10 protein-coding genes are annotated in these 14,398 nt (G+C 60.7%); 5 read left to right on the top strand and 5 right to left on the bottom strand.

The annotated features are described in order from the left end of the window. Positions 1 to 13: 13 nt before the first annotated feature. Genes RCJ00_RS05745 through RCJ00_RS05730 form a run of 4 tightly spaced genes read right to left on the bottom strand, consistent with a single transcriptional unit; the run spans position 14 to position 5,394 of the window. On the bottom strand, positions 14 to 1,303 hold the full coding sequence (locus tag RCJ00_RS05745) for a DUF5690 family protein (RefSeq protein WP_316220805.1): 1,290 nt from the start codon (positions 1,301 to 1,303) through the stop codon (positions 14 to 16). A 14-nt stretch (positions 1,304 to 1,317) separates the two neighbouring features. Next, entirely contained in the window at positions 1,318 to 2,142 is an 825-nt protein-coding gene (gene phnX, locus RCJ00_RS05740) for a phosphonoacetaldehyde hydrolase (protein ID WP_316220804.1), read from the bottom strand. Between the two features lie 7 nt (positions 2,143 to 2,149). Further along, entirely contained in the window at positions 2,150 to 3,244 is a 1,095-nt protein-coding gene (locus RCJ00_RS05735; protein ID WP_316220803.1) for a TIGR03364 family FAD-dependent oxidoreductase, read from the bottom strand. 2 nt (positions 3,245 to 3,246) lie between these two features. Continuing rightward, positions 3,247 to 5,394 carry a phosphocholine-specific phospholipase C gene (locus tag RCJ00_RS05730; protein WP_316220801.1) on the bottom strand — a complete coding sequence of 716 codons (2,148 nt, stop codon included), beginning with the start codon at positions 5,392 to 5,394 and terminating at the stop codon, positions 3,247 to 3,249. A gap of 190 nt (positions 5,395 to 5,584) precedes the next feature. On the opposite strand from RCJ00_RS05730, the gene RCJ00_RS05725 reads away from it, so the two are divergent. The 5 genes from RCJ00_RS05725 (at position 5,585) to RCJ00_RS05705 (ending at position 12,780) form a co-directional block, all read left to right on the top strand. Further along, complete coding sequence (locus RCJ00_RS05725; protein ID WP_316220800.1) at positions 5,585 to 6,202, top strand: HD domain-containing protein; 618 nt, start codon at positions 5,585 to 5,587, stop codon at positions 6,200 to 6,202. Between the two features lie 84 nt (positions 6,203 to 6,286). Continuing rightward, the gene (locus tag RCJ00_RS05720) at positions 6,287 to 7,057 is read left to right on the top strand and encodes a UTRA domain-containing protein (RefSeq protein ID WP_316220798.1); all 771 of its coding nucleotides are present in this window, start codon (positions 6,287 to 6,289) and stop codon (positions 7,055 to 7,057) included. A gap of 388 nt (positions 7,058 to 7,445) precedes the next feature. Beyond that, positions 7,446 to 10,292, top strand: a complete 2,847-nt coding sequence (locus tag RCJ00_RS05715; protein ID WP_316220797.1) for a TonB-dependent receptor — start codon at positions 7,446 to 7,448, stop codon at positions 10,290 to 10,292. A gap of 164 nt (positions 10,293 to 10,456) precedes the next feature. After that, positions 10,457 to 11,599 carry an aldose epimerase family protein gene (locus RCJ00_RS05710; RefSeq protein ID WP_316220795.1) on the top strand — a complete coding sequence of 381 codons (1,143 nt, stop codon included), beginning with the start codon at positions 10,457 to 10,459 and terminating at the stop codon, positions 11,597 to 11,599. 17 nt (positions 11,600 to 11,616) lie between these two features. Beyond that, positions 11,617 to 12,780, top strand: a complete 1,164-nt coding sequence (locus RCJ00_RS05705; protein ID WP_316220794.1) for a glycoside hydrolase 5 family protein — start codon at positions 11,617 to 11,619, stop codon at positions 12,778 to 12,780. Between the two features lie 35 nt (positions 12,781 to 12,815). On the opposite strand, the gene RCJ00_RS05700 is transcribed toward RCJ00_RS05705, so the two are convergent. Continuing rightward, complete coding sequence (locus RCJ00_RS05700) at positions 12,816 to 14,324, bottom strand: tryptophan halogenase family protein (protein WP_316220793.1); 1,509 nt, start codon at positions 14,322 to 14,324, stop codon at positions 12,816 to 12,818. Positions 14,325 to 14,398 lie beyond the last annotated feature (74 nt).

Genomic DNA, 14,398 nt, shown 5'->3' with positions numbered 1-14,398 from the left:
GCGGGCGGGACGATCAGTTGCGCAGGCGGCGGGAGAAGTAGACGGCGCTGTAGGCCAGCAGGAGCAGGCCAAGACCGGCCGTGCCATAGGCGGCGGCAGCGAGAAACTGCGTCCACGGCAGGACGACGCCGCTGAAATTCTTGAACAGCAACAGGGCGACGGAGCCGAGATAGCCGCTGGCGTCGGCGACGTAGATGAGAAAGCCCGCAGTTCCGGCCATGCGGCTGGCGGCGATAAAGCGGTCGAAAAGAAGCGCGTTGAACGGCGTATAGGCGAGATAGAGACCGCCGCCGAGCAGGATCATCCACCAGACCGGCCCGGTCAGGCCTTGCTGGAAGGCGAAGGTGGCGCCCGCCGCCAAGAGAAGGCCCAGGCCGACCATGGCCAGGTTGGCCATGAAGGCGATCCGGTTGTCGCGGAAGATGGTGAGGAGGGCCATGGCGACCAGGACCGCCGCACCGACTGGCAATTCCGAGACGGTGAAGATGGATGCGCTGTCCTTGAAGCCGAGGTCCGTCCAGATTTCGGCCGCGAAATTGTCGCGGAAGTCGCGCAGGGCGGTCAGGCCGACATAGAGAACGATCAAGGCGATCAGGCCGGGCGCGAAGGCGGAAAAGACGGCATGGCGGGCGGCCCGGTTCATGGGCACACGGGCGGTACGGGCGGCTTCGTCTTCGGCGCTGGGCGGGGGCATTTGGGCAAGGCCCAGGACGCAGATAAGCAGCAGGGGCGCGAAGATAAGACCGGTGACGGCGGGCATCCAGAATTCGGTCGCCCAGCCTTGCAGCATGACCCATTTACCGACCGACTTCACCACGCCGGACGAGACGATGAAACTGGCGCACAGGATCGAGCCCAGGATTTCGGAAGCACGGCGGCCTTCGAGAAATCCGAACACCAGACCCCAGATCAAGCCCAGCGACAAGCCGTTGAAAAAAAGGCAGGCGATATTCCACGGCGCGGGGACGGCGGCGAAAGCGACCAGGGTCAGTTCAGCGAACCCGATCAGAAGGACTATGGCCAGGGCGCGCCACCGCGGAGGCAATTCCGACACCACCTTGACGCCGATCACCTTGGATAGGGCGTAACCGAAGACCTGAAAGATGACCAGGGCGATCTTGTAGTCGACCACGATGCCGAACCCCAGGGCGGCGATATCGGCGTAGCTGGCGACGGCGAACGGCTTGCGGTAGGCGTACATGGCGAAATAGGCGCCGAACGCCATGAGCCCGCCGTAAAGGGCGAAAACCGGCGTGGGCGCCTTGGCCAGCCAGCGTTGAAACGGAGACAATGCGGCGGTCATATTCGGTTTTTCCTTCAGGTCCGTGTGGCGCCGGGGCGCTGGCCGGCGGTTATGCGGGCCTCCAGCTCAGGCAGCAGGGCGGCAATGTCTGCAACGCTGTCCACAACGTAGTCCGCCCCCGCCGCCAGCAGACCGTCGCGGGCCTGCGATACACGCGCATTGCGAAGCATTGGTGACAGCGCGGTATAGGACGGGAGGTCGAGACCGGTGCCATTGCCGCTGGCCGCAACGCCGATGGTCCAGACGCCGGCTTCGCGGCCTTCCTGTATGCCGACCACCGCATCATCGACCTTTACGCAGGCGCGCGCCGGCCAGGCGCCGAGTTCGACGAGGGCCTTCCATGTCATGAGCGGGGAGGGACGACCCTCCGGCGTCTCACCGGCACAGACAACCAGATCGGGCGCATAGCCCTGCGCGGCGGCGCGTGGCAGTATGGCCTGCATCATCTCACGGCTATAGCCCGTGCCGGAGCCGATGCGCGCGCCGCGATCGCGCAGGTGGGCAACCAGGTCGGCGGCGCCAGGAATAAGGTCGGCGGTGGCGGCCGCGGCGTCGATCATGTCTGGCGCGAGGTCAGACAGGAGCCGGTCCAGGTCCGCGTCCCCGGCGTCGCTGCCGTGTGTGTCGCGCCAGATGGTACGCATAGGGTCACGATTGAGGATGGCGGCGATGTGGGCGCGCTTGGCCATGCCCATGTCGGCGCGGGCTTCGGCTTCGCCAAGGGTGAACCCCTCACGGGCAAACAGGGCCTGAAGCGCCCGTACGGGCGCGAGGCTGCCGTGGTCGACCATAGTGCCGGCCCAGTCGAATACGAAGGCCTTGATAGGGGATGGGGGCATGGGGTCCTCAGAAGCTGTTGAAAGTGTGTTCGGCTATGGCGAAGGCGGTCGAGGCGCCGGCGCCGCAGGTGACAACGCACAGGCGGACGTCCGGCAGGGGTGCGTCGATGAGGTAAAGGCGGTCCGGGGCCACGGCATAGGTACCGGTCCAGCGTTCGAGCGTTGGCGGCGGCGCCCCCAGGACGGCGCGGTATTCATCCAGGATGAGATCGTCCACCGCCGTGGTGGCGAAGGGTTCTGGCGCGTCGTCATAATGGTGGCTGTCGCCGACGACGATGGATCCGTCGGCGCTTTGAACCACGATCAGGTGCACGCCATGGGCGATGTGTTCGGCATGGGTTTCGCGCAGGCGCTCAGTGAGCGCCCGGGCTTCGGGCAGGTCCGAATAGCCGAGATAGCGGACCAGACTGAGGTCGGACATAACCGCGCCGGGCAGCCTTAGGCCGGGATCCTCCAGCCGCAGCATCTGCAACTGGCAGCGGGAGACGTTGTGCGCGCGGATGCGGTCAGCGAACAGGCCGGACAGGTCGTCACCCGGGCAGACGATGATGCGTTCGGCGCGAAACTCACCCTGTGAGGTGGTCAGGCGTCCTTGTTCGACGCCCGTCACCGCTGTGCCGTAAAACCGGGCAACGCCCAAGGCAGACAGGTATTGGCTCAACAGTGGAATGGCGGTGCGGGATTCGACGCGCAGGTCGTGGGGGGAATGCAGGACGACGCGTTGCCCTTCGGCCAGGAAGGGCGCGTCCTGCGGGCGCAACAATTCGCATCCTTCGCCCATCTCCGTTTCGAGAAAGGCGCGCAGCACGGCTTCCGATTCCGCATAGCGCGCGGCGACATAGAGGCCGCGATGTTCGATGGCGATCCCGGCCGGACCGGCGACCTCCTGCCAAATGTCGCGGCTGCGCTGGGCCAGTTGATGGAAGGCGCCGCGCTGCTGTCCCGTCACCGTGACAAAGCCGAAATTGCGGATAGAGGCGCCCGTCGCGCGCGCTTGGCGTTCGAATAGGGCAACCGTGAGGCCGGCTTTCGCGGCGGCATAGGCATGGGCCAGGCCGACGATACCGCCGCCGACCACGGCCACGTCATAGGTGCTGGTCATGGCTATACGACCATCTGCCCGATGCCGGGATCGGTTCGGCTGGCGCGGCCCGTTTCGATATGACCGGCGTAGCGGCGCGACCAGGCAGTGTCACCGCCGACGGTCAGGGTCAGGTCGTACCAGTGGTCGCTGGCGCCGAGGTCCAATCGGAGGGTCTGGATGGCGCGGCCGGCCAGGTCCACGGTGCGCGACCCGGCGCCGTAGCGCGGATCGACATTAAGGGTCACGGTCAGGGGCGCTTCGCCGGTGTTTTGCAGGACCAGGACCAGTTCGCCGGTCTTCGCCACCTCGCTGACCTGAACGCTGACGGGATCGGGAACGATCTTGTCATGGCGTTCCATGCGGCCGGCGAAATGACGGTAGAAGCCGTTCGGGCCATGAACGGCCAGATCATAGACGTGGCGGTCGGGATGGTTCCAGTGACCGGCAGTATGGCTTTGGCCGGCATCGAGCGTGTAGCGCCATGGCCCCGCGACGGCATAGGGACCGTAATCATGGATGGTGAAGACGGCTGCCTTGGAGCCCGTATTGGCCAGGTCGATGAAAAAGTCGCCGCCGACCTGACGGCCGTTGGCCGTCAGGGCATAGGGCAGGGGGCGGGCGGGACGTTGTTCGGCCGGCTGGCCGCCCGGTGCCTGGACCGCCGGAATTTTTAGCGACGGTTGCGCGGCGGCATGGGCCAGACGCGCCTTGTAGTCGTCGGTCGAGGGCAGGCGCAGTTGCGACAGGTCGCGATTGGGCGTTTTGAAATCGAAGGCCGAGGTCAGATCGCCGCTGACGGCGCGACGCCAGTCGCTGATATTCGGTTCCATGACGCCAAAACGCTTTTCAATGAACTTGATCGTCGAAACATGGTCGAAGGTCTCGGAGCAGACGAAACCGCCGCGGCTCCACGGCGATACCACCATGGCCGGGATGCGGATGCCCAGACCGAGCGGTTGCAGGCCGGAATTGGGGTTATGGGGATCGTGGCCATAGTCCTTGAACTCGCCCGCGACACTGACGCCGCTGAAGCCTTGCGTCTCGTCAGCGGGCGGCATGGGCGGCAGCATATGGTCGTACAGGCCACCGGCTTCGTCATAGTTGATGATGAAGACGGTCCTGGCGAAAACCTCCGGGTGATCGGTCAGGGCCTCGATCAGCTTGGCGCAGACATTTTCGCCTTCGGCCGGCGTATAGGTTGGGTGTTCGGACAGGGCGGCGGCGGTGACGATCCAAGATACCTGCGGCAACTTGCCGGCGGCGATATCGGCGCGGAAAGCCTCAACCAGTTGCTGGCCGTCGGAGCGCGTGCGGTCGGCGCCGGTCTTGTGCTCGGATACCCATGATCGGCCGCGCCGATACAGGCTCGATTCCTTGTCGCAGGGGCGGAAAGGCTTGAAGACCGACAGGATGTTGTCGCCGAAATTGTCGTATTCCTGATAGACCTTCCAATCGATCCCGGCCTTTTCCAGCCGCTCGGCATAGGTGGTCCAGGTGTAGGCTGTGATGGGGCGGTCTTCGGCCATGTCGGCTGAGGGCGTTTCGTCCTCGCCGTAATTGCTCAGCACCGGTTCGCCGCCGACACGGCCCGCGCCATTGCATCCGGTCCACAGATGCAGGCGGTTGGGATAGGTCTGGGTCAGGGTGGAGCAGTGGTAGGCGTCGCAGATGGTGAAGTTGGCCGCCAGCGCGTGGTAGTAGGGCAGGTCGGATGCCTTGTAATAGGTCATGCGGTTCTGCAACTGCTTGGATAAACCCCATTGATCGTAATGGCCGCCGTTGACGATCAGGGTCGCCGCGTCGTGGCCTTGGTCCGCGCCATCGACGACATAGGCATTGGCTGTCTTGGAATCTGCCCAGTAGGGCATGACGTAGCCATCGGCATGCTGGTCGCTTGGCTGGCGCCAGACACTGTGACCATTGCGCAACCGCAAAGGACGGGGATCCCCTTGGCCACGCACTCCGGCGAAGGTGCCGAAATAGTGGTCGAAGGCTCGGTTTTCCTGCATGAAGATGACGATGTGTTCGACATCTTCGATAGTGCCCTTGGTGTTGTTGGCGGGGGTCGCCATCGCCTTTTCCAGTGAGGCCAGGGCGGCGGCGCCCAATCCCGCGCCGGCCATTTGCAGCAAGCGGCGGCGATTGGTTTCAACGGGGATTCGGGTCATGACGGAGCCTTATCGAGACAAAATCCCTTCTGGTATAGACCAGAATTTTCAGGCGTAGTTTTAAATTTTCATGACAATTTCAAGGGACAGAAAATCGGTAATGGCCTCGAAATTAGTTTGTAGCGATATAGATGATCTGGTATAGACCAGATAAATTCCCTACCCTAATAAGTCACCGCTGGAATCGCTTATGAATACGACGTCTTCATCCTTCCTGTCTCAAGCCCCGGAGTCATCCGATGCCGTTGCGGATATATTGACACTTTATGCCACGCGCGGCGACGATCACTACGGTGAGCATGTCAGTCAGCGTGAGCACGCCGAACAATGCGCCTGGCATGCTCAGGCCGACGGCGCCGAGGAAGCACTTGTGGTGGCCGCCCTGTTGCACGACATTGGCCATTTGCTGCACAAATTCGGTGAGGACGCCGCCGACCGCGGCATAGATACGCGTCATGAGCGCATTGGTTCTGGTTATCTAGCCCGTATCTTGCCGCCGTCCGTTACGCGGCCGATCGCCTTGCATGTCTCGGCCAAGCGCTACCTCGCCACCGCAAATCCGGAGTATCTGGAAGGGCTGAGCGACGCATCGCTGCAAAGTTTCATTTTGCAGGGCGGAATGATGAGCGAGGCAGAAATAGCCGCTTTCCTGGCCGATCCGGATCATGACGCGGCGATGAAATTGCGGGCCTATGACGAGTTGGGCAAGGTGGTTGGCGTTGAAATGCCAGGCTTTGCGACCTATGAACCGATGATCCGCAGGCTGATGGTTGGGACGGACGCGGTAGTGGGCGCCGGCGTGGCCTGACCGGTAAAATCAATTCCGTGCTGGACGCGGGATGGCCGAATCGGCTTTCAGTCGCAGGTCGTCCATTATATTCGCGTGCCCGTTATGACTGCCAAAAAACCGCTCGATCGGCCCGACTGGTGGATGGATCTGCCCGATGCCGTGGATTCGCGGCACTATCTGGGCGTCCGCGACAGTATTGCCGCCCATATTCACAATGGCAGCCTGGCCGAAGGGGCGTGTCTGCCGTCCGAGCGCCAGCTTCAAACAGGCACGGGCGCGGCGCGCGGCACGATTCGGGCGGCCTTGTTCCAGCTGGAGGCCGAAGGGCTGATCTATCGCAAGGAACGCAGCGGGTGGTATGTGTCACCGCCGCCGATCGTGTACGATCCCACGCGATGGGAGGGCTTTATGTCCTATGTCGCAGCGCAGGGACGTACCCCGAAGACCGAATTGCTGGACGCGCGGACGATTGCTGCAACGGCTGAGCTGGCGGCGGTGTTCGGCGTCGACAGCGGCGCGCCGCTGTATGAAATCCGCCGCCGTCGCTATATCGATGACCGCGCTGTTCTGGTTGAAACCATTCATGTCGACCCGCGTTTGACGCCGTCATTGCTTGAGCACGACCTTAGCCAGTCTCTCACCCAGGTGCTACGCAGTCACTACAGTATAGCCGTTGTGCGCAATCGCATAGACATGGCGCCGTGTGCGCTGACTCAGGATGAGGCGGTGGCGTTGCGCCTCAAATCGGGCTTGCCGGGCTTGTTGGTCAAGCGCATCAGTTATGACGCGCAGGGGCGCGTTGTTGAATACGACCTGGAATATTGGCGCCACGACGCACTTAAGATCAGCGTAGACATTCGCGTCGGCAACTAACCTTCGCTCTTTCAAGCACAATTTGAAATGAGGCGTATTTGACGCGAAGGTTGCTGTCTTCGCGCGTACGCGTTGCCGTCAGTTATACCTTGGGACAGACATAAAACCATACATATGTGACATTTTTTTTACATTATGCTAAAAAGAATATAAAATTAATCAATTGAATTAAACTGGTTTACACCAGATTTATTTTGCGACATTAAGCAACTGCTTCTTACTAATAATCATTAACTGGGCGTAACCTGTCCATATCGAATTCTGTCTTGTGTCAGAAGGTGCGCCACCGTGCGTCTACCTCGGACCAATCGGGGGCAGGGACGGATCGGGTGCGCAGTCAAAAAGAAGCATCGCAAAAACAGCATATGGACACATCTGGAGAACACCCATGTCATTCCATCCTCTTACGTCACGGCTTCGTGCCGGCGCGCGCTCGCGTGCTCTTCTCGGCGTCAGCTTCGGCGCCCTTGTGATTGCCCTGCCGCTGGCTGCCTTCGCTCAGGATCAGGCGCCGGCTGAAGACACCACCACGGTTGTGGTCACTGGCCAGCGCCTGTCGAACGCCAACTCGATCGGCCAACAGAAGAAGGCCACCGTCGTTACCAATGTCATCTCGTCGGATGATCTGGGCAAGTTGCCGGACGCCAACGTGGCCGACGCCCTGGCGCGCGTTCCCGGCGTCAATGTTGTGGTCAACCAGGAAACCGGCGAAGGCGAATATGTCGCCATCCGCGGCTTCGGCGGCACCTTCAACACCTATGCCATCAATGGCGTTCGGGTGGCCCTCACCGATACCGACAGCCGCCGGATGTCGATGACGGTCCTGCCGCCCAACGGCCTGAAGGCCATTTCGGTCAGCAAGACGCTGACGCCGGACATGGATGGCGACGCCATTGGTGGCGCGGTCAATTTCGTGACCCCGAATGCCTTCGACTTCAAAAAGGACGTCGTTCGCGTCTTCGCCAGCTATGGCATAAACGATCGCGCCCAGGCCCAGGGTGAAAAGGACGGCAACTCTCAGATCCAGATCGACGCCTCCCATCGTTTCGACGGTGGGAAGTGGGGCGTTTTCGGGTCAATCAACTATGGCAAGAGCAACTACCATAACGAAGAAACTGAGAATGACGGTGAGTGGGAACCTTACCACTGGCGTAAGGATTCTCAGGAAGCCATCGACGAGAAGTCGATGTACCTGCCGGGCATCGACCTCGACTATCGTCGCGGTTCGCAGGAGCGTTACGGCGGCAATTTCTCGGTCGATTACCACGGTGATGACACCCAGCTTTATCTGCGCGGGCAGTTCTCCAAGCTGAAGCGCGTCGGCACCAATGACTATACGGACGAGCGCAGCCGCAAGACCGCCCGTCTGCAGCAGGTCAATATCGACGACACGACGCTCAAGCAGCCGGAACAGATGATCATTGGTCACGGCGCGCGCGGCAACATCTATGGTTACACCACGGCGCAGATCAAGGATTACGACGGTGACGGTATCATCACCGACGCCGATATGAAGAGTAGTTCCTCATATTGGTCGTTGAATGGCCGCTCTGGCGTCTGGGATCCTAAGGCCTTCCAGTTCGCCCGGACGTTCGAGACCCAGGATCAGGAATCCAACCTGATGACGGTCAATGCCGGCGGCATTACCCACAAGGACGCCCTGACCCTTGAGTACGACCTCAGCTATTCATATGGCGAAAAGGGCAATAACGGCCATTTCGGCATCGGCTACAATTGCGACAAGTGCAGCACCGATCCGATGTTCACCTCCACGGGTATCCTGTGGTCGTCCGCCGATCCGCGCTTCCCGCTGGCCCAATTGCCGGCCTATGCCGCCAATGTCGATCATCGCGACGATCTCCTGCCCTTCGACGGCGCCTTCTATGACAAGGACAAGCAATCCGACGCCCGCACCGCATTGCGCGTTGACGCCACCTATGATTTCGGCGGCGTTTTTGACCACATCAAGGCGGGCTTCAAATACGCCAAGTCCGAGCGCAAGTACGATTCCACGCCGCTATGGGACGGCAATGTCGATGGCACGGCTCTGGAGAACTCAACTTTGGCGTCTTCGGGCCTTGTCGAGCGTCAGGTCCAGGGCATCGATCACGGCACCTACTATTACGGTTCGATCATGAGCCGGGCAGCGGTGGAAAAAGCGATTACCGCCGCCATGGCCCGTAATCCGACCACCTTCTCCGCAGCCGATCTGAATCAGTCGGACAAGCACGGATCTGAAACCGTTACCGCCGCCTACGCCCTGGCGGACATGCGCTTCAACGATGTTCAGGTTCTGGCCGGTGTGCGGGTGGAACACACGGCGGTTGAAAACACCTCATGGGCTTCGGACGATGACAACGGCGGCACATCCGGCTTCGTGACCTACAAGAAGACGTACGACAATGTTCTGCCGTCGGTCACCGCCGTGTGGCGCCCGGACAGCAAATTTGTCTATCGCGGCGCCTTGTGGACCAGTTTCTCGCGTCCCGAATATGGCAATATCAGCCAAGGGGTGTCGATAAGCCGTGATCCGGCAACGCACGAGATCGTCAAGGTCGAGCGTGGTAATCCCGACCTCAAGCCGGCCCAGTCGCTCAATCTCGATCTGTCGGCCGAATACTATCCCGACGCATCGAGCATGGTGTCGTTGACCTACTTCCAGAAGGTTATCCACGATTTCATCTTTACCAATGGTTCGTCGGTCAATGCCGACACCAAGGAAGGCACGATTGAGTATACCCAGCCGCAAAATGGTCAGAAGGCGACCATCTCCGGCGTCGAACTGAATGTCATCAAGTCGTTCGAAGGTCTGCCTGCACCGTTTGACGGCTTCGGCGTCGAGTTCAACGTGACATCGCAGAATTCTTCGGCCGAAACCGGCCTTAGCTATCGTGTCGGGCGGCCGATCCCGTTCATCCAGTCTCCGGACCTGAACTATAATGCGGGCCTGACCTACCAGAAGTACGGGTTCGAAGCGAAACTGGCGTACCAGTACCAAGGTGCTTATATCGAGGACCTGCGCGATAACGCCGTCGACAAGTGGGTGCAGCCGAACAAGAGTCTGGACCTGCACACGCGTTACACCTTCCGCCCGGGTCTGAGCGTCGATTTCGATGCCCAGAACATCCTTGACGGCCACCGTTACTACACGACCAAGGGCAAGCACCCGTCCTATCAGAAGGACTATATGGAGCCGGGTCGTAACTTCATCCTGCGTCTCGCCTACAGCTACTGATGTCCCCAAAGGACCGTTATCCCCGGTCCTTGAACCTGTGGCGCTCCGGACTCGTCCGGAGCGCCTTTTTGCATTGAGGTGACAAGTTTTGGCTTTTAATTATCATATAAATCCGATAATGAAGGGGTTGGCCGCGACGAAGACGGCAAAACGGCGAGGAATGCATGACAAGACAATGGGCATTGGCCGGCGCAGCGGCGACCCTGATTATGGCCGCAGGCTCGGGCCAGGCCTTTGCGGCGGACGCCAAGCGGGCAACTTTCGGCAGGTTAACGGATGGCCAGACGGTCGAAGCCGTGACGCTCAGCAACCACAAAGGGACATCCGCGACTGTGATCACCTATGGCGCCAGCCTTCAGGCACTGATGACGCCCGACCGCAATGGCAAGGCGGCCGATATTGCCCTGGGCTATAGCGATCTCAAAACCTACGTCTCCACTCCGCAATATTTCGGCGCGACCGTCGGCCGCTTCGCCAACCGTATCGCCGCAGGCAAGTACAGTATCGACGGCAAGACCTATGCTGCACCGGTCAATAACGGCGTCAACTCCCTGCATGGCGGCACAAAGGGCTTCGACAAGGTCAACTGGACCGTCGTGAAGGTTCAGGACGGCGACGCGGCTAGCGTCGAAATGACCTATGTCAGCCCGGACGGCGATATGGGTTATCCGGGGCAGATGACCGTACATGCCATTTATTCACTGAATGAAAACAATGAACTGACCATCCGTTACACCGCGACGACCACCAAGCCGACCATCGTCAATATCACCAACCACGCCTATTGGAACCTGGCGGGCGAGGGGGGTAGCCGCTCGATCAATGAGCACACATTGACCCTGCTGGCTGACGCCTATTTGCCCACGGATGCGGGCGCCATTCCCACGGGTGAGATTCGCAAGGTGGATGGGACAGTCTTCGATTTCCGCAAGCCGACCGCCATTGGCGCCCGTGTGCGTGACGCCGCCGATCCGCAGATTGTCTTTGGCCGCGGCTACGATCACAATTGGGTCGCCAGCCGGACCCGTACCGCGGCACCGCGCCTGATGGCCGTGGTCGAAGACGCCGTATCCGGTCGCAAGCTTGAATTGCTATCGGACCAGCCGGGTATACAGTTCTATTCCGGTAATTTCCTCGATGGCACGTCGTCAGGCAAGTCGGGTCACATTTACCGCGAAGGCGATGCGTTCGTGCTTGAGCCGCAGATATTCCCCGATACGCCGAACCAGCCGGATTTCGGCTCCGCGATTCTGCGGCCGGGCGAGACCTATTCCAACACGCTGATCTACCGCTTCAGCACACAATAAGTTCAGGGAGATTTTCAATGAAGATGACATCCGTAATGAAGGCGTTTGTTGTGGCGGGCACCCTTAGCCTGGCGGGACAGGGGATGTTGATGCCGGTCCACGCGGAAACCTCGCGCTGGCCGGCGGCTAAGGCCAACCAATGGTATGGCGAACAGCGCTGGCTGGTCGGTGCCAACTTCCTGCCGACCGATGCGATCAACCAGTTCGAGATGTGGCAGGCCGACACCTTCAATCCGACCGAAATCGATAAGGAATTCGGTTATGCCGAAGGCATCGGCATGAACACCATGCGGATCTTCCTGCACGACCAGTTATGGGCCCAGGACCCGGAAGGCTTCAAAAAACGCGTTAACATCGTGCTCGACTTGGCGGCCAAGCATCATATCAAACCAATGCTGGTCCTCTTCGATTCCTGCTGGGACCCCAACCCCAAGCTGGGACCGCAGCACCCGCCCATTCCGGGCGTGCATAATTCGGGCTGGGTGCAGTCGCCGGGGACGGCGGGCCTCCTCGATGAAGCCGGCTGGCCGAAATACGAATCCTATGTGAAGGGCATCGTCGGTGCCTTTGCCAAGGATGAGCGCATCCTGGCCTGGGACGTTTGGAACGAGCCGGATAACCAGGGCGGCGGCAACTACAACCAGCTCGACGAACAGACGAAGACGGCCCAGGTCGCGAAGCTGCTGCCGCAAGTCTTCGCCTGGGTGCGTACCCAGGACCCGGTCCAGCCCCTGACCTCCGGTGTCTGGCACAATGACGATTGGTCGCCAAACGGCCACCTCAACGCGGTGGAGCGCGTGCAGATCGATCAGTCGGATGTCATCAGCTTCCACAGCTACGACTGGCCGGAACGTCTGGAGCAACGCATCAAGTCGCTTCAGCCCTACGGGCGACCCTTGTTGATGACGGAATATATGGCGCGCGGCAATGGCTCGACCTTCGATTCCGCCCTGCCCATGGCGCGCAAATACAATGTCGCCGCCATCAATTGGGGCTTCGTCCTGGGCAAGAGCCAGACCAACATGCCGTGGGATTCCTGGGAAAAGCCCTACACGAAATCCCAGCCGACCCTGTGGTTCCACGATATCTTCTACCCGGATGGCAAGCCCTATCGTCAGGCAGAGGTTGAACAGATCAAGGCCATGACGACCGAGGCGGCAAAGGCCTTCAAAAAGAAATAGGCTAGGGTGCCGGGAGATCAATCTCCCGGCATTTTTCATGAGCGGGCGGCGGCGTTCATTCCGGCTTGATCGATATAGGCCTGGTGCGTCGGCAGGCTTTCGGCGGCCTTTTCGATCAGCCCCTTGAAACGGGCCAGCCAGCCGGCGCCGTCGGTTTCGCGGTACGCGGCCAATGGGTCCACGCGCTCGGGGACATGCAACTGGCCGATATGGACGGCCAGCCAGGAATGCATGCCGAAGAGATCCAGCTCCTTGCTGGGGATTTTGCCGTACCGTTTGAACAGGTCCAGGGAGTCCTTGAGCGAATCCGGCACATCCATGTGGGCGCAGTACCGCCAAAGGGGTGAATCGTCGCGCGTTGTCAGCTTGTAATGCAGGATGATGAAGTCGCGAATGCGTTCGAACTCGGTAAGGGTGATACGATTGAATTCCGTGCTCAGAGCCGGATCGAAAGTGCTGTCCGGGAACAGGGTCAGCAGCTTGGCGATGCCGGATTGGATCAGGTATAGGCTGGTCGATTCCAGCGGTTCCATGAAGCCGCTCGACAGGCCGATGGCCACGACGTTCTTGTTCCAGAACTGGCGGCGGCGGCCGGTCGTAAAGGCGAGGGGCTTGGGATCGCCCAATGGTTCCGCGTCCAGGTTTTCAAGCAGGACACGCGCCGCTTCGTCGTCGCTGATGAATTGCGAGGCGTAGACGTGGCCGTTGCCGGTCCGGTGTTGCAACGGTATGCGCCATTGCCAGCCCGCCTGATGCGCTGTTGACCGGGTATAGGGGGTGAAGTTGCTGGTTGAGGCGCACGGCACGGCCAAAGCGCGATCGCACGGCAGCCAGTGCTGCCAGTTCTCATAGCCGGTTTTCAGGGCGCCTTCGATCAGAAGGCCGCGGAAGCCGGAGCAGTCGATGAAGAGCTCTCCGTCGATGACCTGGCCGTCCTGAAGCGTGACGGATCGCACAAAGCCCGACTGAGAGTCGAGTGTGACGTCGACGACCCTGCCTTCGCGCCGCTTGATGCCTTTCGCTTCGGCATAGGTGCGCAGCATCGCGGCATAGAGGCCGGCGTCGAAATGGTAGGCATAGTCATAGGTGGACAAGACGTGACGCGGATCGGGGGACGGCGGGGCGAACCGGTTACGTTTCGCCGCCGACCAGGCCATGCAGTAGTCGTCCAAGCCTGTGGCCTCTCCGGCCTGGAAGGCCTGCCACCAATAGTGATGCAGGTTCACCAGGTCGAACGGGCGGCCAAATGTCCCGAACGGATGGAAATAGCTGTGGTCTTGCTTGCCCCAGTTCACGAACTGGATGCCGAGCTTGAACGAGGCTTGCGTCGCGCGCACGAAGGCGGCTTCGTCTATGCCGAGGGTCTGGTTGAATCTGAGAATGGGGGGAATTGTCGCTTCGCCGACGCCGACCGTGCCGATATCTTCTGATTCGATCAGCGTGATGGCGCAGTTCTTCTGCAAGGCGTTGCCCAGGGCGGCGGCGGTCATCCAGCCGGCCGAGCCACCACCGACAATAACGATGTTGCGAATGTGCCGATCCATAGGTTCTCCTCCATTAAGCGCCCATGTTTCGGCAAGCCTTTGGTTTAGCGGGCTATTTTCTGCGTAACACTCGT

Origin of the sequence: Asticcacaulis aquihabitans, assembly GCF_032490435.1 — a bacterium.
Lineage (GTDB): Bacteria > Pseudomonadota > Alphaproteobacteria > Caulobacterales > Caulobacteraceae > Asticcacaulis.
Note: the sequence above shows the minus strand (reverse complement) of the source record. Positions and strands in the feature narration are given on the sequence as shown.

What these genes read in the sequence shown, in the direction of transcription:
- RCJ00_RS05735 (WP_316220803.1), bottom strand. Translation starts at nt 3,244, where the DNA reads ATGACCAGCACCTATGACGTGGCCGTGGTCGGCGGCGGTATCGTCGGC.
- phnX (WP_316220804.1), bottom strand. Translation starts at nt 2,142, where the DNA reads ATGCCCCCATCCCCTATCAAGGCCTTCGTATTCGACTGGGCCGGCACT.
- RCJ00_RS05715 (WP_316220797.1), top strand. Translation starts at nt 7,446, where the DNA reads ATGTCATTCCATCCTCTTACGTCACGGCTTCGTGCCGGCGCGCGCTCG.
- RCJ00_RS05745 (WP_316220805.1), bottom strand. Translation starts at nt 1,303, where the DNA reads ATGACCGCCGCATTGTCTCCGTTTCAACGCTGGCTGGCCAAGGCGCCC.
- RCJ00_RS05700 (WP_316220793.1), bottom strand. Translation starts at nt 14,324, where the DNA reads ATGGATCGGCACATTCGCAACATCGTTATTGTCGGTGGTGGCTCGGCC.
- RCJ00_RS05720 (WP_316220798.1), top strand. Translation starts at nt 6,287, where the DNA reads ATGACTGCCAAAAAACCGCTCGATCGGCCCGACTGGTGGATGGATCTG.
- RCJ00_RS05725 (WP_316220800.1), top strand. Translation starts at nt 5,585, where the DNA reads ATGAATACGACGTCTTCATCCTTCCTGTCTCAAGCCCCGGAGTCATCC.
- RCJ00_RS05705 (WP_316220794.1), top strand. Translation starts at nt 11,617, where the DNA reads ATGAAGATGACATCCGTAATGAAGGCGTTTGTTGTGGCGGGCACCCTT.
- RCJ00_RS05710 (WP_316220795.1), top strand. Translation starts at nt 10,457, where the DNA reads ATGACAAGACAATGGGCATTGGCCGGCGCAGCGGCGACCCTGATTATG.
- RCJ00_RS05730 (WP_316220801.1), bottom strand. Translation starts at nt 5,394, where the DNA reads ATGACCCGAATCCCCGTTGAAACCAATCGCCGCCGCTTGCTGCAAATG.